This window comes from Arthrobacter sp. PAMC25564 (assembly GCF_004798705.1).
Taxonomy (GTDB): Bacteria; Actinomycetota; Actinomycetes; order Actinomycetales; family Micrococcaceae; genus Arthrobacter.
Genome location: NZ_CP039290.1, coordinates 3,711,019 through 3,732,134 on the forward strand (window position 1 = coordinate 3,711,019; position 21,116 = coordinate 3,732,134).

General features: G+C 68.2%; 16 protein-coding genes and 1 tRNA gene. 7 read left to right on the forward strand and 10 right to left on the reverse strand.

The annotated features are described in order from the left end of the window. Positions 1 to 146: 146 nt before the first annotated feature. The 5 genes from pth to E5206_RS17220 all read right to left on the reverse strand — a co-directional run bounded on the left by pth (position 147) and on the right by E5206_RS17220 (position 4,466). The gene (gene pth / locus E5206_RS17200; protein WP_136323547.1) at positions 147 to 734 is read right to left on the reverse strand and encodes an aminoacyl-tRNA hydrolase; all 588 of its coding nucleotides are present in this window, start codon (positions 732 to 734) and stop codon (positions 147 to 149) included. A gap of 110 nt (positions 735 to 844) precedes the next feature. Further along, the gene (locus E5206_RS17205) at positions 845 to 1,420 is read right to left on the reverse strand and encodes a 50S ribosomal protein L25/general stress protein Ctc (RefSeq protein ID WP_136323548.1); all 576 of its coding nucleotides are present in this window, start codon (positions 1,418 to 1,420) and stop codon (positions 845 to 847) included. 285 nt (positions 1,421 to 1,705) lie between these two features. Then, positions 1,706 to 2,686, reverse strand: a complete 981-nt coding sequence (locus E5206_RS17210) for a ribose-phosphate diphosphokinase (protein ID WP_136323549.1) — start codon at positions 2,684 to 2,686, stop codon at positions 1,706 to 1,708. 5 nt (positions 2,687 to 2,691) lie between these two features. Further along, positions 2,692 to 4,182 (reverse strand): bifunctional UDP-N-acetylglucosamine diphosphorylase/glucosamine-1-phosphate N-acetyltransferase GlmU, encoded by a 1,491-nt coding sequence (glmU, locus tag E5206_RS17215; protein WP_136323550.1) that lies wholly within the window; start codon positions 4,180 to 4,182, stop codon positions 2,692 to 2,694. A 212-nt stretch (positions 4,183 to 4,394) separates the two neighbouring features. Continuing rightward, a tRNA-Gln gene (locus tag E5206_RS17220) sits at positions 4,395 to 4,466 on the reverse strand. A 190-nt stretch (positions 4,467 to 4,656) separates the two neighbouring features. Here E5206_RS17220 and E5206_RS17225 point away from each other — a divergent pair. From E5206_RS17225 to E5206_RS17240, 4 genes are all read left to right on the forward strand, one after another. Next, positions 4,657 to 6,288, forward strand: a complete 1,632-nt coding sequence (locus tag E5206_RS17225) for an FAD-dependent oxidoreductase (RefSeq protein ID WP_136323551.1) — start codon at positions 4,657 to 4,659, stop codon at positions 6,286 to 6,288. Between the two features lie 55 nt (positions 6,289 to 6,343). After that, positions 6,344 to 7,579: a cytochrome P450 gene (locus E5206_RS17230; protein ID WP_136323552.1), complete on the forward strand. Its 1,236-nt coding sequence runs from the start codon at positions 6,344 to 6,346 to the stop codon at positions 7,577 to 7,579. Positions 7,580 to 7,706: 127 nt separating this feature from the next. Further along, positions 7,707 to 8,537, forward strand: a complete 831-nt coding sequence (locus tag E5206_RS17235; protein WP_136323553.1) for an oxidoreductase — start codon at positions 7,707 to 7,709, stop codon at positions 8,535 to 8,537. A gap of 142 nt (positions 8,538 to 8,679) precedes the next feature. Next, a complete protein-coding gene (locus E5206_RS17240) occupies positions 8,680 to 9,279 on the forward strand; it encodes a TetR/AcrR family transcriptional regulator (RefSeq protein ID WP_136324201.1) in 600 nt (199 codons plus the stop codon). A 174-nt stretch (positions 9,280 to 9,453) separates the two neighbouring features. Here the strand turns inward: E5206_RS17240 and E5206_RS17245 are convergent, their stop codons facing one another. From E5206_RS17245 to E5206_RS17265, 5 genes are all read right to left on the reverse strand, one after another. Then, positions 9,454 to 11,283 carry an ABC-F family ATP-binding cassette domain-containing protein gene (locus tag E5206_RS17245; protein WP_136323554.1) on the reverse strand — a complete coding sequence of 610 codons (1,830 nt, stop codon included), beginning with the start codon at positions 11,281 to 11,283 and terminating at the stop codon, positions 9,454 to 9,456. Positions 11,284 to 11,331: 48 nt separating this feature from the next. Beyond that, on the reverse strand, positions 11,332 to 12,294 hold the full coding sequence (locus tag E5206_RS17250) for a 4-(cytidine 5'-diphospho)-2-C-methyl-D-erythritol kinase (RefSeq protein WP_136323555.1): 963 nt from the start codon (positions 12,292 to 12,294) through the stop codon (positions 11,332 to 11,334). Between the two features lie 119 nt (positions 12,295 to 12,413). Then, on the reverse strand, positions 12,414 to 13,253 hold the full coding sequence (rsmA, locus tag E5206_RS17255; protein WP_136324202.1) for a 16S rRNA (adenine(1518)-N(6)/adenine(1519)-N(6))-dimethyltransferase RsmA: 840 nt from the start codon (positions 13,251 to 13,253) through the stop codon (positions 12,414 to 12,416). Between the two features lie 212 nt (positions 13,254 to 13,465). Next, entirely contained in the window at positions 13,466 to 14,641 is a 1,176-nt protein-coding gene (locus E5206_RS17260) for a resuscitation-promoting factor (RefSeq protein WP_240689812.1), read from the reverse strand. 283 nt (positions 14,642 to 14,924) lie between these two features. Further along, positions 14,925 to 15,812 carry a TatD family hydrolase gene (locus tag E5206_RS17265; RefSeq protein ID WP_136323556.1) on the reverse strand — a complete coding sequence of 296 codons (888 nt, stop codon included), beginning with the start codon at positions 15,810 to 15,812 and terminating at the stop codon, positions 14,925 to 14,927. Positions 15,813 to 16,003: 191 nt separating this feature from the next. Between E5206_RS17265 and E5206_RS17270 the strand changes: the two genes are divergently transcribed. The 3 genes from E5206_RS17270 to E5206_RS17280 are packed head-to-tail and all read left to right on the forward strand — an operon-like array spanning position 16,004 to position 21,092. Then, positions 16,004 to 17,146, forward strand: coding sequence for a MoxR family ATPase (locus E5206_RS17270; RefSeq protein ID WP_136323557.1), 1,143 nt, complete (start codon positions 16,004 to 16,006; stop codon positions 17,144 to 17,146). A 14-nt stretch (positions 17,147 to 17,160) separates the two neighbouring features. Continuing rightward, on the forward strand, positions 17,161 to 18,606 hold the full coding sequence (locus tag E5206_RS17275) for a DUF58 domain-containing protein (RefSeq protein ID WP_136323558.1): 1,446 nt from the start codon (positions 17,161 to 17,163) through the stop codon (positions 18,604 to 18,606). Then, complete coding sequence (locus tag E5206_RS17280) at positions 18,603 to 21,092, forward strand: DUF3488 and transglutaminase-like domain-containing protein (protein WP_136323559.1); 2,490 nt, start codon at positions 18,603 to 18,605, stop codon at positions 21,090 to 21,092. The genes E5206_RS17275 and E5206_RS17280 overlap by 4 nt, the downstream gene beginning before the upstream one ends. Positions 21,093 to 21,116: the final 24 nt, after the last annotated feature.

Sequence of the window (21,116 nt, forward strand, 5' to 3'; positions counted from 1 at the left end):
TCCCCCGACATGAGAGTAGACAGATCATAGCCGGAATGCCGGACGCTTGGAAAGGAAAGCCGCGGTCCATGTCAGCCGGTGAAGCCGCGGACCTGGACAAACACCGCCGCTGCCGCCAGCTGGCCGGGGCCCGGGCGGCGCCGTGGCTAAGGGGCCTTCGCGGGGTGGAATTTCTGCTGGGCGGCCTGCAGTCCCTCTCTGACCAGGCTGTCCACGGCATCGGCTGCGGAGTCGACGAGGAAGGGCAACTCCTTCTTTTCGGTGGCGGAGAAATCCCGCAGGACATAGTCCGCGGTGTCCATCCGGCCGGGCGGGCGCCCGACGCCGACCCGCACGCGGAGGTAGTCCTTGGTGGCGAGGGCCTTCGAGATGTCGCGCAGTCCGTTGTGGCCGCCCTCGCCGCCGCCGATTTTCAGTTTCACGGTGTTGAAAGGGATGTCGATCTCGTCGTGCACGGCAATCACGTGGCCGGGGTCGATATCGTAGAACTTCGCAAGGGCCGAGACTGGTCCGCCGGACAGATTCATGTAGCACAACGGCTTGGCGAGCACGATCCGGGCGCCGCCGATGCCGAGGCGTCCTTCGAGGACCTGGGCCCGCGACTTGTGCGACTTGAAGCCGCCGCCGACGCGGGCAGCGAGTTCGTCGAGGACCATCTGCCCCACATTGTGCCGGTTTTTGCTGTAATCGGGTCCCGGGTTGCCAAGGCCTACGATCAGCCAGGTATCAGTCATGGATCAGTCCTTTTGGGCCAGGTCAGCCGCGGAGGCGTCGGCGGGCGGAGAGCGGAGACGAAGGCGGCCGGGCCCCAAAAGGGACCCGGCCGCCGGAGAATTCGCCGGAATTACTCGGCAGCAGCCGCGGAGGTTTCTTCTGCCTCTTCTTCCGCTGCCTCGGAGATGTTGACGACGAGCGTCTCAGCGTCGGCCAGGAGGACCGAGCCCGTCGGCAGGACCAGGTCCGAGGCGTAGATGTGCTCGCCGGCGGAACGGCCTTCGATGCTCACCTCGATGGCGGTCGGCAGGTGGGTTGCCTCGGCCTCAAGGGAGATGACGGTCATTTCCTGGTTGTAGACGTTGCCGGGGGCAAGTTCGCCGGTCAGGTGAACGGGGATGTCAACCGTGACCTTTTCGCCCGTCCGGACGGTCAGGAGGTCAAGGTGCTCGATGATCTGCTTGATCGGATCGCGCTGGATGTCCTTGACCAGGGCGAGGTGCTTTTCACCGTTGATGTCCAGGGTCAGCAGGGCGTTGGCGACGCGGACGGCAAGCGTGGTGGACTTGGCCGGCAGGGTGATGTGGATCGGCTCTGCGCCGTGGCCGTAGATGACGGCGGGGATCAGGCCGGCCATGCGTGCGCGGCGGGCGTAGCCCTTGCCGAATTCGGTGCGGACTTCTGCTGCAAGCTTCAGCTCAGACATGGGTATCTCCTGGTGGAATAGCGGTGTTCAGCAAGGGCGGAGGTCTGTTGCGACCTTCAACGCCGGGCGGCTTACGGCCACCCTTCCGAAGGGAGATTCAGACCCAGTCGATAACGGAGACCAGCAGTCCGGTTGTCCGTGAAGACGGACTACCGGCGCTCTCCCTCGCCAAGGTATCGGAAAGAGCTTACCAGCGTTGGGCCCGGTTCATGAAAACGGCCATGACGGGCCCGCCGCAGGCGGTCAAAAACAGGCGGTCAAAAACAGGCGGTTCGCCCAGGCTGGTCAGGCGTTGCCGTCGAACAGGCTGGTGACGGAGCCGTCGTCGAACACTTCACGGATGGCGCGCGCGATCAGCGGTGCGATGGACAGCACGGTGAGCCGGGGGAAGCGCTTGTCTGCTGCGATCGGCAGGGTGTTGGTGACCACAACCTCGCGGGCGCCGGACTCGGAAAGCCGCTGGGCGGCGGGGTCGGAGAAGACGGCGTGGGTGGCCGCGATGATGACGTCCTTGGCTCCCGCGTTCATCAGGACCTGGACGGCGCCGGAAATGGTTCCGCCGGTGTCGATCATGTCATCGATCAGGACGCAGGTGCGGCCCTGGATCTGGCCCACCACGGTCTTGGAGATGGCCTGGTTGGGGACCGTGAGGTCACGGCTCTTGTGGACAAACGCCAGCGGCGCCCCGCCGAGCCGCTCGGCCCACTGCTCGGCGACGCGGACCCGGCCGGTATCCGGGGATACGACAGTGATGTTGTCCGAACCGACCCGGGTGCGGATGTAGTCCGCCAGCAGCGGGATGGCCATCAGGTGGTCGACCGGGCCGTCGAAGAAGCCCTGGATCTGCGAGGTGTGCAGGTCCACGCTCATGATGCGGTCGGCGCCGGCCGTCTTGTACAGATCGGCGATGAGGCGTGCCGAGATCGGCTCGCGGCCGCGGCCCTTCTTGTCCTGGCGTGCGTAGGGGTAGAACGGCGAAACCACGGTGATGCGCTTGGCGGAGGCCCGCTTGAGCGAATCGATCATGATCAGCTGCTCCATCAGCCAGTTGTTCAGCGGGGCCGGGTGGGCCTGGATGACGAAGGCGTCGGTGCCGCGGACGCTTTCGCCCGCCCTGACGTAGATCTCGCCGTTGGCGAAGTCGTAGGCATCCAGTGGCAGCAGTTCGGTTCCCAGCTCCTTGGCGATCTCCTTCGCCAGTTCCGGGTGCGCGCGCCCAGCGGCAAGCACCAGCTTCTTCTCGCCGTGTGCCGTAATTTCGCTCATGATTGCTAGCCCTCTTCTGTCGATGCCGGAGTACTGGAGGAAGTTGTGGTGGCGCGGGCGGCCTGGGCCAGGGACGCGGAAATCGAGTCCGGCCGGTTCGCCAGGACCCAGCCCTCGGCGTTGTGCTGCTTCGCCAGCGACAGGACCAGGGCGCCGGCCGGGACGTCGTGGCGGATCACGGCGCCGGCGCCGCTGTAGGCGCCATCGCCCACTTGCACGGGGGCCACGAAAACGGTGTTGGAGCCGGTGCGCACGCCGGAGCCGATGACCGTCCGGTGCTTCTTCTCGCCGTCGTAGTTGGCCGTGATGTTGCCGCAGCCGATGTTCGTGTCTTCACCGATCTCGGCGTCGCCGGCATAGCCGAGATGCGAGAGCTTGGAGCCGCGGCCGATGGTGACGTTCTTGGTCTCGTAGAAGGCGCCGATCTTGCCGGCCTCCCCCAGGACGGTGCCGGGGCGCAGGTAGGTGAACGGTCCGACGCTTGCCTTGGCGCCGATCCTGGAGCCGGAACCGTGGGTGCGGATCACCGTGGCGCCCTCCCCGACCTGGACGTCGGTCAGGGTCGTGTCGGGGCCGACGACGGCGTCCCGCGCCACCGTGGTGGCGCCGTGCAGCTGCGTGTTGGGCAGCAGGCGGACGTCCTCGGCAAGGGTGACGGTGGAATCGATCCAGGTGGTCGACGGATCTACGACGGTGACGCCGGCCCGCATCCAGGCCTCGACCGTGCGGCGGTTGAGTTCGGCGCCGAGCGCCGCGAGCTGGACCCTGTCATTGGCGCCCTCAACCTGCCACCGGTCTTCCGTGACGACGGCGGCGACGCGGCCACCGGCGGCGCGCGCCAGGCTCAAGACGTCGGTGAGGTACTTCTCGCCCTGGGCGTTGTCGGTGGTGATGTGCACCAGCGAGTCGCGCAGCACGTCGGCGTCGAAGGCGTAAATTCCCGAGTTGATCTCCCGGATCGCGCGTTCGGCTTCCGTGGCGTCCTTGTGCTCGCGGATGCCCGTCACCGTTCCGTCCGCGGCGCGAAGGATGCGGCCGTAGCCGGTGGCGTCGTCCAGGACTGCGGTGAGGACGGTGACGGCATTGCCGTCCGCCTCATGGGTGGCGACGAGCTCGGCCAGCAGTTGGCCGGTGAGCAGGGGAACGTCGCCATAGGTGACGACGACCGTTCCGCTGAGCGGTCCCTGGGGGTCGAGGGCGTCAAGCGCTTCGAGGGCGGCTTCGACGGCGCGGCCCGTGCCGGGCACCTCGTCCTGGTCAACGATCACGGCTTCCGGGTCGAGGGCGGCGATGTGCGAGGACACGAGGTCCCGTTCATGCCGGACCACAAGCGCCAGCCGGCGCGGCGCTACGGTGCGGGCCGCCTGGAGGGCGTGGCCGACGAGGGACCGCCCGCCGATCTCGTGGAGAATCTTGGGGGTACGGGACTTCATCCGGGTACCGGCACCTGCAGCTAGCACGATTACGGCGGTTGGGCCGGTATTCTCGGGGCTCACGTACGGGCTCTCCTTGCTCAGTGGCTTGGCTGATGCCGCTGCTCGGTGGATTTGTGCTGCCCCGCGGCCGAGGCCTGATGCTACACCTCGGTTGCCGGATCCGCGCGGCAAGGTCCGGACCGGAAACCGGTCACGGCAACAGGTTCATCCTACTTGACTCTGGCAGGGCCCTGCCCGCCGGGACGCCTTCCGGCGCCGATCGCCCGCAAATGTTCCGCCCATAGGACTCGAACCTATACTCCACGGCTCCAAAGGCCGGGGTGCTGCCATTACACCAGGGCGGACCGTGCCCGGGCGCATGGCCTGTGGCACGAGAACCAATTCTGCCACACAGTTTCTGCCACGCCGTTCTTGCACCCAGGACCGGCCGCGGCTGGGCCCCACGCCGGCCTCTTCCGCGGCCCGCCCGCCGGGCTTAAACTCGACTCACTTGTGCAAGCCCGTCAGGGACCCGTTAACAGGGAGAAGTCCGGCATGAGGCTCGTCGTCGATCTCACTAAATGCCAGGGTTACGCCCAATGCGCCTTTCTCGCCCCGGACGTCTTCACGATCCAGGGCGACGAGGCGCTCACGTACGACCCGGTCCCTGACGAGGCCCAGCGCAGGAGGATCCGGCGGGCCGCCGCTGCGTGTCCCGTTCAGGCCATCCGGATCGACCAGCCTGACAGGTCCGAGGGGGCCCGGCATCCGGACGGAACTCCAGGAACGGCAGCCCCCATCGAGGGCAACGGTGGCTCGTTCAAGCGATCCGGACGGATCGTCATCGTCGGCGCGTCATTGAGCGGGCTGCGCGCAGCGGAGAGGCTTCGCGAGGAAGGGTTCACCGGCTCGCTGACCATCATCGGCGAGGAAACGCACGAGCCGTATGACCGGCCTCCGCTGTCAAAACAGGTCCTGGCCGGATCGGTACCGTCGGAAGACACCACGCTGCCACGCCGCCGGGAAATCGACGCCGACTGGCGTCTGGGCGTCGCGGCCACCGGCCTGGATCTGGCCGCGAAGCAGGTCCAGCTCGCGGACGGTGGCAGGATCGGATTCGACAAGCTGTTGATCGCCACCGGTGTGCGGGCCCGGTCCTGGCCAAACGCGGCGGAGGCGGCGCTGGCCGGCGTCCTGACCCTGCGAACCCGGGAGGACGCGGCAACGCTTCGCCAGCTCCTGGCCCGGCGCCCCCGTCGGGTCCTGGTCATTGGCGCGGGGTTCATCGGCTGCGAAGTCGCTTCGGTGTGCCGTGAACTCGGCCTGCCTGTCACTGTGGCGGAGGCAGGTCCGGCACCGCTGGGCGCCGCGCTCGGCGGTGTGATCGGTGCAATCGCCGGAGAGCTGCAGATCGAGAACGGCGTGGACCTGCGCTGCGGCGTCAGGGTCGTTTCGCTGGACGGCGATGCCACCGGACAGCTGTGCCGCGCGCACCTGTCCGATGGCACAACGCTGGACGTGGACGTGGCGGTCGCCGCGCTCGGGACCGTGCGAAACGGCGAATGGCTCGCCGGTTCCGGATTGGCAAGCGGCAAGTGGGGCGTCGCGTGCGACGCCGGCTGCCGCGCTTTCGATGTCAATGGGCTGGTCACCGATGATGTCTTTGTCGCCGGGGATGTGTCGCGCGCCCCGCAGCCGATGTTCGGCTACCAGTTCCTCGCCGTCGAGCACTGGGGCAACGCGATCTCCCAGGCCGAGGTTGCAGCGCACAATATGCTCAGCAGCGAGACCGGACGGTGGCCGCACCTTGCTGTGCCAAAGTTCTGGTCCGTCCAGTTCGGCACCGAAATCAAGAGCGTGGGTGTACCCTCGGCCGCGGATGAGGTCGCCGTCGTCCAAGGATCGGTCGCCCGGCGGCGCTTCCTGGCGGTCTACGGCTACAAGGGCCGCATCGTGGCTGCAGTCGCCTTCAACCAGAACAAATGGCTTGAATTCTACGAACCGCTGATCGAGCAGGCGGCGTCTTTCCCACCGTCTTTCCACCATGTCGACGAGCCGGCCGACGCCCAGCCCGTGCCTGCCAGGTTCCAGCCGGCGGCCAACCCTACCCAGGATGCGACCGTCGTCGTGACCGGCCACTACCCCAATGAACGACGCGCCAGATTGACCGATCGCCGCCTCCCGTAATACGCCGTCCCGGAGGCCGGCAGCCACCGGCCCAACGACCGAAGGAGCCTTCGCCATGACCGAGCCCAGCACATGGGAGCAGATCCTCGACTACTCCAACCGGGCCAACCCCTACCCGCTTTACGACGAGCTCCGCAGGAGGCCGGTGACACGGCTTGCGGACGGAAGCTACCTCGTGAGCAGCTATGCGGAGATCGCCGCCCTGCTGCACGACCCGCGGGTAAGTTCCGACATCGGCCGCAACCCGGCTGCCGCCGCTGCGGGCGCCTCCGTCGGAGACGACGGCGACGGCCAGGGCATGACTCCGACTTTCCTCAGCATGGACCCGCCTGACCACGACAAGTTCCGACGGATCACCATGCGGCACTTCGGACCGCCTGCGACGCCGGGCAGGGTCGCCGGGATGGAGGCCCGGATGACCGAAATTGTCACCGATCTCATCGACAAGATGGCGGGCCCCAGCCGCATCGACATCGTCGATGACCTGGCGTATCCGCTGCCCGTCACGGTGATCTGCGAGCTGCTTGGGGTACCCCCGGGCGACGAACAGCGCTTCCGGGTCTGGGTGGACGTGGCCCTGCAATCCACGGATCCCGGTCTCGATCCGGAAACTCAGCAGAAGAAGAGGGCTGAAGCGGGCAGGGAACTGCGCGCGTTCATGGAAGAGCTGGTCGAGGCCCACCGGCAGGCACCGGGCACAGACCTGATCTCGGCCATGGCCACGGATGACGGCCCGGAAGGCCGCATGCCTGACGGGCAACTGGTGAGTACCGGTCTTCTTCTGCTCATCGCCGGACACGAAACCACCGTGAACCTCATCTCCAACGGCGCACTGACACTGCTCCGCCACCCGGCCGAACTCCAAAGGCTGCGCGACGACCCCGACCTTGCCATCCCGATGGTCGAGGAGCTGCTCCGCTACGAGCCGCCGGTACATTTCGTACCCTTCCGCACAGCCCTCGACGACATCGACATCGCCGGCACGACAATCCCCGCCGGCGCCTCCCTCACGCTGGTCCTGGCCGCAGGCAACCGCGACCCCGCCCACGTCACCGACCCCGGCCTGTTCATCCCGGACCGGCCCAACAACCAGCACCTCGGCTTCGGCGGCGGCGTCCATCTCTGCTTCGGGGCCCCCCTGGCCCGGCTGGAAGCGCAGATCGCCCTCACCGCATTCGCCAGCCGGCTGAAGAACCCGCGGCTGGTCACCGACCCGCCCCCGTACCGGCCGAGCCCGTTCCTGCGCGGTCCCTCCCACCTCCTGATAGACATCGACGGCATCACCTCCTGATGGTGCCGCCCCGGCTGATCACCGCGGGGCAAGGTCGCCGTAGGAGTGGGATGCCGCGGCGCCGCCGTCCATCAGGAAGTCGGTGGCCCTGGTCCGCCCGCAACGCACGCCACGAAAGGAAGACCCCATGGCTACATGGCTCATCACAGGATGCTCGACCGGACTCGGCCGGGCACTCGCCCAGGCGGTACTCGCCCACGGGCACAACGCCGTCGTCACGGCACGGAACGTCACGGCCCTGCAGGACATCGCGGCCGTCTTCCCCGACACGGCACTGGCCCTCCCGCTCGACGTCACCGACCGGGCACAGATCGGCGCGGCGGTTCAGCAGGCCCGGACGCGCTTCGGCGGCATCGACGTGCTCGTCAACAATGCCGGCTACGGCTACCGCGCCGCCGTCGAGGAAGCGGACGACGCCGACATCCGGCAGTTGTTCGACACGAACGTTTTCGGCGCCGTCGACATGATCAAGGCCGTCCTCCCGGACATGCGCGCAAAAAGGGCCGGGCACATCCTGAACATCTCCTCCATCGGAGCCCGGATCAAACCGGCCGGATCAGGCTATTACTCGGCCACCAAGGCGGCCCTGGAGGGCCTGTCCGGGTGCCTCCACAAGGAACTGCAGCCGCTCGGCATCAGCGTCACCGTCATCGAACCCGGCGCGTTCCGCACGGACTTCGCCGGCCGCTCGCTCACCCAGTCTGCGACGGCGATCGGGGACTACGCGGAGACGGCCGGCAAACGGCGCAAGGAGAACGACACGGTCCACGGCACCCAGCCGGGCGACCCGGCAAAGGCCGCAGAAGCCATCCTGGCCATCGCCGAAAGTGCGGACCCGCCGTCCCTGCTGGTGCTGGGCAAAGACGCTTTCGACGCATTTGCTGCCGTCGCCCAGGCAGAGCGCACGGAACTGGACCAATGGCGGGACCTCAGCCTCAGCACAGGCATCGAGGGCTGAGATGCGGGCAGGCGGCTTCGGGAACAGGCCCTCCCCGGTAAGGCATGATGGAGCTGTGAGCAAGATCGCAGGTGCATCCGAAGGGGCGGACGGCCGGACCGGCAGGCCGGTGCGGACCGCCGGCTACATTCCCCGGTCCCGTATGACGGGCCAGCAGCGCCGCAGCCAGCTGATTGGAATCGGACGCGGCCTCTTCGCCCTGCGTGGCCTGGACGGAACCACCATCGAGGAAATTGCCACCTCCGCGGGCGTGTCCAAGCCGGTGATCTACGAGCACTTCGGATCCAAGGAAGGCCTGTACACGCAGGTTGTCGAGTACGAATTCCGGATCCTGCTCAACGCCATCAACGACGCCCTGGCCGAGGAGGCCAAGCCTCGCGTCCTCGTGGAACGGGCCGCCCTGGCGCTCCTGAGCTACATCGAAGACCGCACCGACGGCTTCCGCATCCTGATGCGCGATGCACCACCCTCGCAGCCTGAGGGAGCATTCTCGACCCTGCTCTCACACGTGGCGGCACGTGTGGAGCACATCCTGGAGGATGAACTGGCCCGCCGGGGCTTCAGTACCGCCGACGGGGCCATGTACGCCCAGATGCTCGTCGGGATGGTGGCCATGACGGGCCAGTGGTGGCAGGACAGCCGCACCCCGGACAAGCGCGAAGTCGCCGCGCACCTGGTCAACCTGGCCTGGAACGGCCTGACCGGCCTGCAAAAAGACCCGGAACTCCGCAGCGAGGACTAGCGCAAGCCGAGATCGGGCGCTGTCATTCGGAGAGGAATCGAAACGGGTTGCCGAGTAGACGAAGTTCTCCCCCGGCGAAGTTGCCCACATGCTGGCAGCAGCAGGCATCCGGCAGCGTGCGTCTAAACGAGCGTGCACGCAGAGGATGGCTGTGCTGCGGGCTTCGGCTGGGGCTTACTCGCCGAGGACCTCCAGGGCCTCGAGCCATTCGAGTTCAAGGGCTTCGCGTTCGCCGGTGAGGTCCTTGAGCTTCTTGTTCAGGTCCCCGAGCTGGCCCACGGCAGAGGGGTCGGCGGCCGCCGTCGTCATCTGGGCGTGGATCTTGTCTTCCTGCTGTTTGATTTTGCCGAGCTGGCGGTCGATCCGGTTCTTGGCCTTGCGGGCGTCGCGCTTCTCGGCTTCGGAGGGGCCGCTGGCGGCGGCCGCGGGGGCGGAGCTGCCGGAGATGACGGGGTTGCCGCCGCCGGTGATGGTGGAGCCGGCCAGCGCCGCTTCGCGCAGTTCCAGGTACTGGTCGACGCCGCGGGGCAGGGCGCGGATCTTGCCGTCGCCCAGGAGCGCCATCTGGTGGTCCGTGACGCGTTCCAGCAAGTAGCGGTCGTGGCTGACCACAACGAGCGTCCCGGGCCAGCCGTCCAGCACGTCTTCCACCGCTGCGAGGGTGTCCGTGTCGAGGTCGTTGGTCGGTTCGTCAAGCATCAGCACGTTCGGCTCCCCCACCAGCAGGCGAAGGAGCTGGAGGCGGCGGCGTTCGCCACCGGACAGGTCCTTGACCAGGGTCCACTGCTTCTCGTTGGTGAAGCCGAGCTGCTCCACGAGCTGACCGGCCGTGAATTCCTTGCCGCCGACATTGAAGGACCGCTTTTCCCGCTCAATCACTTCGATGACACGCAGATCCGAGACGTCGTCGAGCTCCTTGACCTCCTGGGTCAGCACGGCGGTGACCACCGTCTTGCCGCGTTTGACCTTTCCGGAGGTGGGTTGGATCTCGCCGTTAAGCAATTTCAGCAGGGTGGTCTTGCCGGCGCCGTTGACGCCGACCAGGCCCAGCCGCTCACCGGGCGCAAGCCGCAGCGTGATGTTGTCAAAGAGTTTCTGCCCGGCTTCGCCGCCGAGAAAGTCCAGTGAGACACCTTCCAGGTCCAGCACGTCCTTGCCGAGCCGGGCCGTGGCCATCTTACTCAGCGCCATCGAGTCGCGCGGCTCGGGGACGTCGGCGATCAGGGCGTTCGCCGCCTCGATGCGGAACTTCGGCTTGGCGGTGCGGGCGGGAGCGCCGCGGCGCAGCCAGGCGAGCTCCTTCTTCACGAGCTGCTGGCGCTTGCTTTCCACCACGGAGGCGGAACGGTCACGCTCGGCACGGGCGAGCACGTAGGCGGCGTACCCGCCCTCGAACGGGTCCATGATGCCGTCGTGGATTTCCCAGGTCTTGTTGCAGACTTCGTCGAGGAACCAGCGGTCGTGGGTGACCACGAGGAAGGCGCCCTGGTTGGCCCGCCAGCGGGTCTTCAGGTGCCGGGACAGCCAGGCGACGCCTTCGACGTCAAGGTGGTTGGTGGGCTCGTCGAGCATGATGACGTCGTGGTCCTCGATCAGCAGCTTGGCCAGGGCAACGCGGCGTTTCTGGCCGCCGGAGAGCGCGTGCACGTTGGCGTGCCAGTCGACGTCGGACACGAGCCCGCCCATGACCTCGCGGATCTGCGGGTTCCGGGCCCATTCATAATCCGCCTGGTCGCCGACGATGGCGGCACCGACAGTGAGGTCCCCGTCGAGCACGTCGCTCTGGTCCAGGTAGCCGATGTTGACGTCCCCGCGCTTGGTCACGCGCCCCGAATCCGGGGTGGCACGCAGGGCGAGCAGGCGCATGAGCGTGGACTTGCCGTCGCCATTGCGGCCCACCATGCCGATCCGGTCGCCCTCTTCAAGTCCGAGGGTAACGCCGTCGAGGACGGTACGGGTTGCATACGAGACCGTGAGGTTCTCGCCGCCGAGCAGGTGTGCCACTGGGAACTGCTTTCTTCGTTATTTTTCGACAAACTTAGGTCAACGCTATTAAAGGAGCGTATCGGAGATGATGCGCGCCCCGTGCACCGGGCCGTGGACGGCCATGGCATCGAGGCCGTGGTGGCGAAGGTCTTCGGCCAGTCCCGCGGCCGCGGCCGGGCTGTGCGTGAGGAAGGCCAGAGTGGGCCCGGAGCCGGACACGATGCCCGCGATCGCCCCGCAGGATTCGCCCAGCCCCAGGGTGTCCCGCAGCCCGGGGGCCAGTTCGATCGAGGCGCGTTGGAGGTCGTTGACCAGGACCCGGCTGAGGGCGTCCGCGTCTCCGCTCCGCAGCGCGGTGAGGATCCGCGGATCGACGGCGGCAGGTTCCTCGATCTCGGCGCCTTCCGCCGTGCGCAAGCGGTCCAGGGTGCGGAAGACTTCCGGGGTGGATAGCCCGAAGTCGGCGACGACGAGCACCCAGTCGGTCTGGGCCTTCACAAGCGCCGGGGAGAGCTCATCGCCCACGCCCAGCCCGACGGCGGTTCCCCCCAGGAGCGAGAACGGCACATCCGCCCCGAGTTCGGCAGCGAGGTGTGCCAGCTCGTCGCGGGAGAGGCCGCTGTTCCACAGCGCATCACAGGCGAGCAGGGTGGCTGCGGCGTCGGCCGAGCCGCCGCCCATGCCGCCGGCGACGGGGACCCGCTTGGTGATTTCGAGGTGGACCCCGGTGGAGTGCTCCGAGACGTCGGCCATGATGGCTGCCGCCTTGTACGCCAGGTTGCGTTCGTCAAGGGGGATGTCCACGGCGTCGAGGTCCAGCGTGCTGGCGGGGCTGATACTGACCGTGATACAGCCGGTGTCCGTGTTGGTGGCCGCGACCTCTTCATAGAGGGAGACGGCGAGATACACGCTTGCCACGGAATGGTATCCATCGGCGCGCCGCGGCCCGACATCCAGCGAGACGTTCACTTTGCCGGGGGCCTTGACCCGGACTGTCCTCGCGGCAAAGCGCCCTCTCACTGCGTTCATGGCTCCACGCTATGGCATGGCATGCTCAGGCTCCAAGCATGGACCCGAAGCTTCGTGCCAGGCCGCGGCCGGCGGCGCCCAGGGGCGGTGCTCAGATGCGGCGCCCCCCGGGGCAGTGCTCAGGCTTCGGGCCGGGCGTGCGCTTCGGCAATCCTGGCAAACGCCGCGATGTCGATCACTTCGCCGCGTGCAGTGGGATCCACACCGGCGGCACGCAAGCAACGTTCAGCCTCGGCGGCGCTTCCGGCCCAGCCCGCCAAAGCCGCGCGGAGGGTCTTGCGGCGCTGCGCGAACGCCGCATCGATGACGGCGAAGACCTGCTTCCGTGTGGCGGTGGTGACGGGCGGTTCCCGGCGGGTGAAGGCGACGAGACCGGAGTGGATCTTGGGCGCGGGCCAGAAGACGTTCATGCCGATCACACCGGCCTTGCGCATGCTGGAGTACCAGGCGGCCTTGACCGAGGGCACACCGTAGGTCTTGGAACCCGGGCCGGCCGCAAGCCTGTCGGCGACCTCGTCCTGCACCATTACCAGGCCGTGCCGGAGGCTGGGGAAGTGCTGCAGGAGATGCAGGACCACCGGGACGGCAACGTTGTAGGGCAGGTTCGCCACAAGTGCGGTCGGTTCCACCGGGAGCTGTGTCACCTTCATGGCGTCGGCCAGGACAAGGTGGAAGCTTTCGGCCGCGTCCGGGCGCCACTGGCTGACCGTGGCGGGAAGCCGGGCCGCGAGGACCGGATCGATTTCGACGGCGACGACGGATGCCGCAGCATCCAGCAGGCCCAGGGTCAGCGATCCCAGCCCGGGCCCCACTTCGAGGACCGTCTCGTCCGGGTGGATGTCCGCGGCGGCAACAATCCGGCGGATGGTGTTGCCGTCGATGACGAAGTTCTGGCCCAGGGTCTTGGTGGGGCGTATTCCGATTTCCTCGGCCAGCCGGCGGATGTCGGAGGCGCCCATCAGGGGTGCGGGCGCGCTGCCAGGCTTGGCGCCGGGCGCGGAGGGGGTCGGTTCAGTCACTTGGGTATCCTATCCCGCCCCCGGAGGGCCGGGCATGGCAAAGGCCGGGTCCGGTGATCCGGACCCGGCCTTTGCCGGGCGCCGCAGCCGTGGTCAGCCGCTGCGGGAGCCATTGTTGAAAAGTGGCAGGGAGGCCCTGCCGGTGCCGGCTGTCAGCTGGAGGCGGCCCAGCCGCAGCCCCAGGGGCCAAGGCCGGCCTTGGCGTAGTACGTGTTGGCGACAGCGATCTGCTGGGCCTTGGAGGCAGCCGCGGCATTCGGGGCATAGGTTCCGCCGCCGTTGGCCAGCCAGGACGAGATATCGAACTGCAGGCCGCCGTAGTAGCCGTTGCCGCTGTTGATGGCCCAGTTGCCGCCGGACTCACACTGGGCGATCTTGTCCCACATGGCTTCGTTCATCATGGCGGGGGCTGCGGCACCGGTGTTGGCGGCGGCCGCGGGCTTGGGCTTGTCCTTGGTCCCGACGGTGACCTTCTCGGTGACCGGCTGGGCGCTGACGGTCTGCGCGACCAGCGTCCGGGACGCTTCACGGCCGTCCACCAGGACCAGCTTGAAGCTCTTGTTCGTGGTGCCGGCCACGCCGGCCTGGGTCACAGTCTTGTCACCCTTGAACAGGTCGGCGCTCTCGGTGGTGAGGGTTTCAAAGGGGACGGGCTCGGTGGTGTCGGCCGTCTTGCTGGCGTCCACACGGGAAACCTTGATGACCATGTCGCCGACGACGGGGGCGTTGCCGGGCTGCGAAGTGCGGTCGCTGGCGCCGAGAGAGATGCCGGCATCGGAAAGCACCTGGGCGACGGTGGCCGCCGTCGTGGTGGTCTGGGTGGCCTTGCCGTCCGCGACGATACTCACGGTCTTCGGCGTCGAAATGGACACGAAGGAGCCGGAGACGGCCAGCTGCGCTTCCTTCGGGACGGACAGCTGCGAGGCGCTGGCTACGCCGAGTTCCGTCACGAGTCCTTCGACGGTGGGCGAGGTGGTGCTGATGGTCCGCTCCGCGCCGTCGAGGCTGACCTTGACGTCCTTGGCGAGGTTGACGTTGATGACCGATCCGTCCTGCACATGGGAGTCCACCGTGGGGGACACCCTGTCGGAAGGCTGCAGTTCGACCTTGGCACCCTTGACCACCTGTCCGACGGTGCCGCCGAAGGTCTGGACGGAGCTCACTTTCCCGTCGACATTGAGGGTGACTGTCTTGTTGTTGCCGACGAAGGCCACCAGGCCCAGCACGAGTGCCACAAGCACCACAAGCTGCGCGCCGACCTTGACAAAGCTGAACTTGCCGTCCGATGTGAAGAACTTGACCACGATTGCCCATATCTCTTGGACCATCCGGGCACGGGGAAAAGCGCACTGGACCACCCACCGCAAACGCCCCAAAGGCAGCTCCGGAACGGGTCCGGCTGTTCGCGGCAGATGCGTGCACTGCCACACTCACAAACGAGAGCGCGCATGTGGTTTGTTGGCCACGATGCACGCCCTGCTGGAGTGAAAATATCCGAAGGCCTTCCCCGACCCCGGCTAATAGTTGTCAACTGTAACCGGAGCGTTATAAACCCACCAAGATTTTGTGCATACCCGGTATGGTCCGAAGGAGGCCAGCGAGGCGTCTTTTTCAGTCCCAGGATCCGTATGCCCGCACCGTATTTCCGGCGATTTGGGCACACAGCGCGGAGAGCTCGGATCCGGTCAATTCCGCCATGGCCCGGACGGTGTAAGGGACCAGATAACTCGCATTCGGACGTCCGCGGTGCGGGTGCGGAGTGAGGAACGGCGCATCCGTCTCGACCAGGATCCGCTCCGGCACAGCGACCGCCAGCGCGGCCCGGAGGTTGGCCGCGTTCTTGAACGTCAGGGTCCCGGCGAAGGACATGTACCAGCCCTCCTCGTTGCAGGTCCTGGCCAGTTCCTCCCCGCCCGAGAAGCAGTGGAAGACGACCCGCTCGGGGGCGCCCTCCTCGCGCAAGACCTGCACCACGTCGTCGTGGGCATCCCGGTCATGGATCTGCAGGGTGAGGCCAAGCCGCTTGGCAATATCAATATGGCGGCGGAAGGAATACCGCTGGTGGGCCAGCCCCTCCCCCTCGGTCCGGAAGAAATCCAGGCCGGTTTCCCCGATCGCCCGGATCCGCGGGTGCGAGGCGAGTGCCTCGATCTCGGCCAGGGCATCTTCCAGCTCCCCGCGTGCCGCGTACTCCGGCGCATCGTTGGGATGAATCGCAACGGCGCCCAGCAGCCGGGAGTCGAGTTCGACGGCCTGGACCGTGAACCTGGACGATTCGAGGTCACACCCCACCTGCACGGCACCCTGGACCCCCACGGCCCCGGCGGCATCGAGGGCGTCCTTGACGCTGACCGTTAGCTCCGCGTTGGGGAAATCCAGATGCGTGTGGTTGTCCATGACGGGAACGGGCAGGGGCTCCGGCGCCGGCGGATAGCCGTGGCGTCCGGTGCCGTCGCTGCCTGGCGCGCGGAAAGGAACGGGGGTGAGTGGGTTGCACATCTTCCCAGCTTAACCGGGGCCGGTTCCCGGGCGCCGCCAGCCGCCCGGGGGCAAGAGATTTCCGCGGAACTCTCTGTCAGCGCCGGCAGTTGTGTTAGTAGTCTGTTAGGAATACAGGCAAACACGCCCGGTGGGGGCCCGGCAGCCAGTGCCGATCCGCCAAGGGGCCCGCCAGGGCTGAAAGGCTGCCGATGGACTGCCACCGCACCTCCGTGGACGAAGTCTTCCCGACGGGGCAGGGCTTCACGGACGGCTCCGCCGTGGAAGAACCCGTCGCGGGAAGCCGGACCGCGCCGCATGCGCCGGCCGCCCTGGATTCCCAGGCGTTCCGCGCCGCCAGCGAACGCATCCTGAGGGCCATTAACACGGTGATCGATGGCAAGGCCGACGCTGCCAGGCTGGCCCTCACGGTGCTCCTGGCCCAGGGGCACCTGCTGCTCGAAGACGTCCCCGGAGTCGGCAAGACGCTGTTGGCCAAGACCCTGGCCCGCACCATCGACTGTACGGTGAACCGGATCCAGTTCACCCCTGATCTGCTCCCCTCCGACGTCACGGGCGTGTCCATCTACAACCAGGCGTCCCGGACCTTCGAGTTCCGGCCGGGCGCGGTGTTTGCCAACATCGTCATCGGTGACGAGATCAACCGGGCCTCGGCCAAGACCCAGTCCGCCCTGCTGGAGTGCATGGAGGAGCACCAGGTCACCGTTGACGGCAAATCGTACAAGCTCGATGAGCCCTTCATGGTGGTGGCGACGCAGAATCCCATCGAGATGGAGGGCACCTACCCGCTTCCTGAAGCCCAACGGGACCGTTTTATGGCCCGGATCTCCCTGGGCTATCCGGACAAGGACTCCGAGATGGAAATGCTGGAGACCCATCAGGCGACATCACCGCTGACCCGTGTGACCGCCGTCGTCACCGCCGCGGACGTGGCATCCATGATCGCTACCGTGCAGCAGGTCTACGTCTCGCAGTCGGTCAAGGAATACACAGTGTCGCTGGGACGCGCCACGCGGGAAAGCGGGATGCTCCGGCTGGGCGCCAGCCCCCGGTCCCTGCTGCAGCTGCTGCGCGCTGCCAAGGCCACGGCCGCCTTGGAGGGGCGCGATTTCGTCCTGCCCGACGACGTCGTCAGCGTCGCCGTAGCCGTCCTGGCCCACCGGATCATCCTGGACCGGAAGGCGGCCAGCACGGGTCAGACGCCCCAAAGCGTCATCCGGGCCATCCTGGCCGGCATCCCCGTCAGCCCGGGGGTGGCGGCGCCGGCCGGCGCCGCCCGTGCCGGCCGTGGAAGCGCGACACCCCCGGCGCCCAAGTTGCCGAACCGCCGGTAGGTGTTGGCTCCGCCGTGTCGGTCATGGATCGGTTCCCAGGGCATATCTTCAGCAGGCGCGGCTGGGGCCTGCTCGGCGCGGGCGCCGTGTCCCTGCTGGCTGCGCAGATGATGGGACGCCGTGACCTGCTGGCCCTGGCGGTGCTGCTGATCATCCTGCCGCTGGTGTCCCTGGCAGGGACGCGCATGCTCAAGCCCAGGTTCCGGGTCTACCGGGAGTTCATTCCGTCCGCGGTCGAAACGTCTGCGACGGCGACGGTCCGGCTCGCCGTCGCCCGGACCGGCACCGGTTCCGGCCAGGCGGTCATGGAAGAGCAGCTTCCGGCCAGGTTCGGGGAATCCCCCGCCTTCCGGTTCCCTTCCCGGTCGGCCGCGGAAGGGACGAGCCGCTACGAGTACCGGCTGCGGTCCCTGCAGCGCGGCCAGTTCCGGGTCGGGCCGGTGACGGCCGAATTCGGCGATCCCTTCGGGCTGTCCGTGCACCGCCATGCGATCGACGGCGGAGACATCCTGACCGTGACGCCCGCCGCCGTCGAACTCCCCGCGACCGGCCTCGCCGGCGCCCGGGGCAACGACGGCGCCACGGCCACGCGGATCCGCGCCAACCCCAGCGACGACGACGTCATGACCCGCGAGTACCGTCATGGCGACCCGATGCGCCGCGTGCACTGGGCCGCAACCGCACGCCACGGCGCCCTCATGGTCCGCCAGGAGGAGTCGGTCACCACGCCGGAAGCGACCATCATCCTGGACCAGCGTCTCGCCGCCTTTTCCCAGGGCGGGCATCACCCCGGTGGCGGCCCGGCCTCCGGGGGGTCCACGGACGCGGACGGCCATGAGCTGGTCACCAGCGGCACCTTCGAGTGGGCCGTGACGGCTGCAATCTCCATCGGAACACATCTCTCGGAGCGCAACTACGCCCTGCGGTTCCTCGACACCGCAGGCGATCCCGCGTTCCTGCATTCGCCGTCCGCCCCCGACCCCGGGGCGGAGGAGTTCGGCGGCGCGTCCGGGCTGCAGACCGTGGCCGAGAGCCTGGCCGCCATCCAGCTCACCGGCCCCCAGCACGCCCGCACGGGCGGGAAGGACCCGTTCCGGCGGGGAACCGCCGCCGCGGCGGAAGCCGGCCCGCAATCGTTTGACGACGGGCTCATGGACAAGCTCTCCGCCCACCGGCTGCGGGGCCCGGTTCTCGCCATCCTGGGAAGGCTGTCCCTGCCGGAGGCCCGGAGGCTGTCCCCGGCCGCCGGGTTCGGAGCGAATGCCTTTGCCCTCCTGGTCACGGACCGGGCCGGGGATTCCGGCGACGTTCTCGAAGCGCTGCGGCTCGGCGGGTGGCGGGCGGTGGCCGTCTCCGAGTCGACGCCGCTGCCGGCAGCATGGCAGGCATTCGACCAGGACCGGGCCGGGAAGTCCCCGGCCGCCGCCGGGGTCCCCCGCCGGGCAGGGGGCCAGCTATGACCCTGGCACCGCAGCGCACCCCCGGCACGGGCGAGGCTGCGGCCCACACCCCCGGTGCCCCTTCCCTGCTTCAGGGTGCCGGGGTGCAGCCATGGGCGATGGGCCTGGCGGTCGCCGTCGCCGTCGCCGGTCCGGCCCTCAGCCTCAACGGAGTGCTGCGGGGCTGGGCGTGGTACTCCCCCGTTTTCACCACGGTCGTTGCCGTCGCCTTTGCTATGGCGGTATTCCGGGCGCTGAGGCTTCACGCCCTGCTGGTGGCTTCCGGCGGCTTTGCCGCGCTCGTCCTGGTCCTGACCTTCACCTTCTTCCGGCAGCGCAGCATCGCCGGATTCATTCCGTCGCCGGACACCATGGACCAGCTGGGGATGTTTCTGCGCCGGGCCAGCGAAACGGTGCTGGCCGAAAGCTCCCCCGTCGCACCCAACGCCGGAATCGTCATGCTGATTTGCGCCGTCCTGGGGCTGATGGTGATCCTGGTGGACGCCCTTGCCTTCCCCTTGGCCATGCCTGCCACCAGCGGGTTCGGCATCCTGGCCATCCTGGTGGTGCCCGCAGTGGTCAAACCGCAAAGCGTCGGGGCGCTGGGCTTCGCAGCCGCCGCCGTCGGCTATCTGCTGATTCTGGGATGCAGCCGGCGGTTCGCTCCGGATCCCCGGACCCGGGCCGGCACCGCACCGGATCCCGGGCAGTTCAAGCGTGCCGTCCTCACCGGTGCGGTGGCGCTGACCGGCACGCTGCTGCTGCAGCTGGTCATTCCCGGCTTCGACCAGGGCACCTTTCCCCAAGGCTCGCGGCTGAACCCCTTTGGCCCGGCCACAGGCCTCAACCCCATGATCAGTCTCGGCACCAGCCTGCGCAGTCCCTCCGGCGACGGCAGGATCACCTATGCCACGAACGCGCCGGCCGCACCCTACCTGCGGTCCGTGACCGTGGACAGCTTCGAGGGTGACGCCTGGGCGCCGGACGACCGCCAGGCCACCCGGCGGCTCGGAACGGGAAGGATGGACGCCGGACTGGAGCCGTCCACGGCGGAGCTGCGGGTTGTTACGGCCATCAATACGGGCCAGTTCACGAGCCCCTACCTCCCGGCGCCTTATGCCCCCGAGGCAGTCAACGGCCTCACCGGCCGGTGGAGCTGGGACCCGGCCACCCTCAGCATCAAGGGTGTCGACACGAATTCCCGCGAGCAGCAGTACGTGGTCCTCTCCGTCACTCCGCAGCTCACGCCGGAGCTGTTGGCGCAGTCGACGGCACCGGCGCAGGGCGTTGCGGACCAGTTCACCCGCCAGCCGAATAACGTTCCGGAGATCGTGCGGAAGACAGCGGATTCCGTGACGGCCGGAAAGGGCACGCCGTATGCCAAGGCGATGGCGATCCAGCAGTACCTGCGCTCGCCCGGGTTCAGCTATTCCCTGCAGTCCCCGGTGCAGGGTGGCTACGACGGCAACGGCTTGTCCGTGCTGGCGGACTTCCTCACCCAGAAGAGCGGATACTGCATCCATTTCGCCTCCGCCATGGCGGTGATGGCCAGGCTTGAGGGGATCCCCAGCCGCATCGCCGTCGGCTACGCGCCGGGCCGGCCCACCGGCGGCACAGTGTCCATCGCCGGGCAGGGGGCGTTGCCCGAATTCGAGGTCGATGCCCGGGATGCCCATGCGTGGCCGGAACTGTACTTCCAGGGCGCCGGCTGGGTCGCCTTCGAACCGACGCCCTCGCGCGGCGTGGTGCCGGCCTACGCCGCCGAACCCTCAACGCCCGGCGGCGCCAGCACCAACGAGAACAGTGACGGGCTGACTCCCAGGGACAGGGCAACCCCGGTGCCAGCGCCCGGCACCGTCCCCGTCCCGATCCCGGGGGCACCGGCGGCTGCCGGCAACCCCGTGGTGCCGGTGCTGTCCGGTGCCGTCGCACTCCTGCTGCTGGCGCTGCTGGCGGCCTCGCCCCGGCTGGCGCGCGGCACCATCCGGCGGCGCCGGCTCACCGGCGCCGCCGGGGGCGCCCCGGTGGCCCGTGCGGCGCTTCCGGCCTGGGCGGAATTGCGGGACCTCGGCACGGATTACGGTGTGTCGTCCCGGACCAGCGAGACGCCACGGCACTTCTCCGCGCGGCTGCTCAGCTCGGGGGCACTGGGAGAACCGGCCAGCATCGACGCGGCGGTAAACCGGGCCGTCGCTGCCCTGACCGGGGACTTCGAACGCCAGGAGTACGGGCGCCCGGCCGGCGCCCCCGTTCCAGATGGCGGCACCGATGACGACGGGTCCTCCGCCACCAGGATTGCCTTGGTGCAGGCGGCACTGCGGGCCAACGCGAAGCCCCTGGTGCGCTTCCGCGCGGACTGGCTGCCGCCGTCGGTCTTGGCCGCCTGGCGGCGCTCGGCCGCATCCGCCATCCATGCCGTTTCAGGCACGGTAAAGCGCATCCGGCGTGGCGCCGCGGATGCCTGGTTGAGGATCCACGACGCCGTCCGCCGGCTGCGCCGGGGTTAGCCGCCCCTTTGCCGGAGCGCGGGT

Excerpts from the sequence above, each read along its gene's own strand:
- pth (WP_136323547.1), bottom strand. The coding sequence starts at position 734 with ATGACTGATACCTGGCTGATCGTAGGCCTTGGCAACCCGGGACCCGAT.
- E5206_RS17205 (WP_136323548.1), bottom strand. The coding sequence starts at position 1,420 with ATGTCTGAGCTGAAGCTTGCAGCAGAAGTCCGCACCGAATTCGGCAAG.
- E5206_RS17210 (WP_136323549.1), bottom strand. The coding sequence starts at position 2,686 with ATGAGCGAAATTACGGCACACGGCGAGAAGAAGCTGGTGCTTGCCGCT.
- E5206_RS17225 (WP_136323551.1), top strand. The coding sequence starts at position 4,657 with ATGAGGCTCGTCGTCGATCTCACTAAATGCCAGGGTTACGCCCAATGC.
- E5206_RS17230 (WP_136323552.1), top strand. The coding sequence starts at position 6,344 with ATGACCGAGCCCAGCACATGGGAGCAGATCCTCGACTACTCCAACCGG.
- E5206_RS17235 (WP_136323553.1), top strand. The coding sequence starts at position 7,707 with ATGGCTACATGGCTCATCACAGGATGCTCGACCGGACTCGGCCGGGCA.
- E5206_RS17240 (WP_136324201.1), top strand. The coding sequence starts at position 8,680 with ATGACGGGCCAGCAGCGCCGCAGCCAGCTGATTGGAATCGGACGCGGC.
- E5206_RS17250 (WP_136323555.1), bottom strand. The coding sequence starts at position 12,294 with ATGAACGCAGTGAGAGGGCGCTTTGCCGCGAGGACAGTCCGGGTCAAG.
- rsmA (WP_136324202.1), bottom strand. The coding sequence starts at position 13,253 with ATGGGCGCCTCCGACATCCGCCGGCTGGCCGAGGAAATCGGAATACGC.
- E5206_RS17260 (WP_240689812.1), bottom strand. The coding sequence starts at position 14,641 with ATGGTCCAAGAGATATGGGCAATCGTGGTCAAGTTCTTCACATCGGAC.
- E5206_RS17265 (WP_136323556.1), bottom strand. The coding sequence starts at position 15,812 with ATGTGCAACCCACTCACCCCCGTTCCTTTCCGCGCGCCAGGCAGCGAC.
- E5206_RS17270 (WP_136323557.1), top strand. The coding sequence starts at position 16,004 with ATGGACTGCCACCGCACCTCCGTGGACGAAGTCTTCCCGACGGGGCAG.
- E5206_RS17280 (WP_136323559.1), top strand. The coding sequence starts at position 18,603 with ATGACCCTGGCACCGCAGCGCACCCCCGGCACGGGCGAGGCTGCGGCC.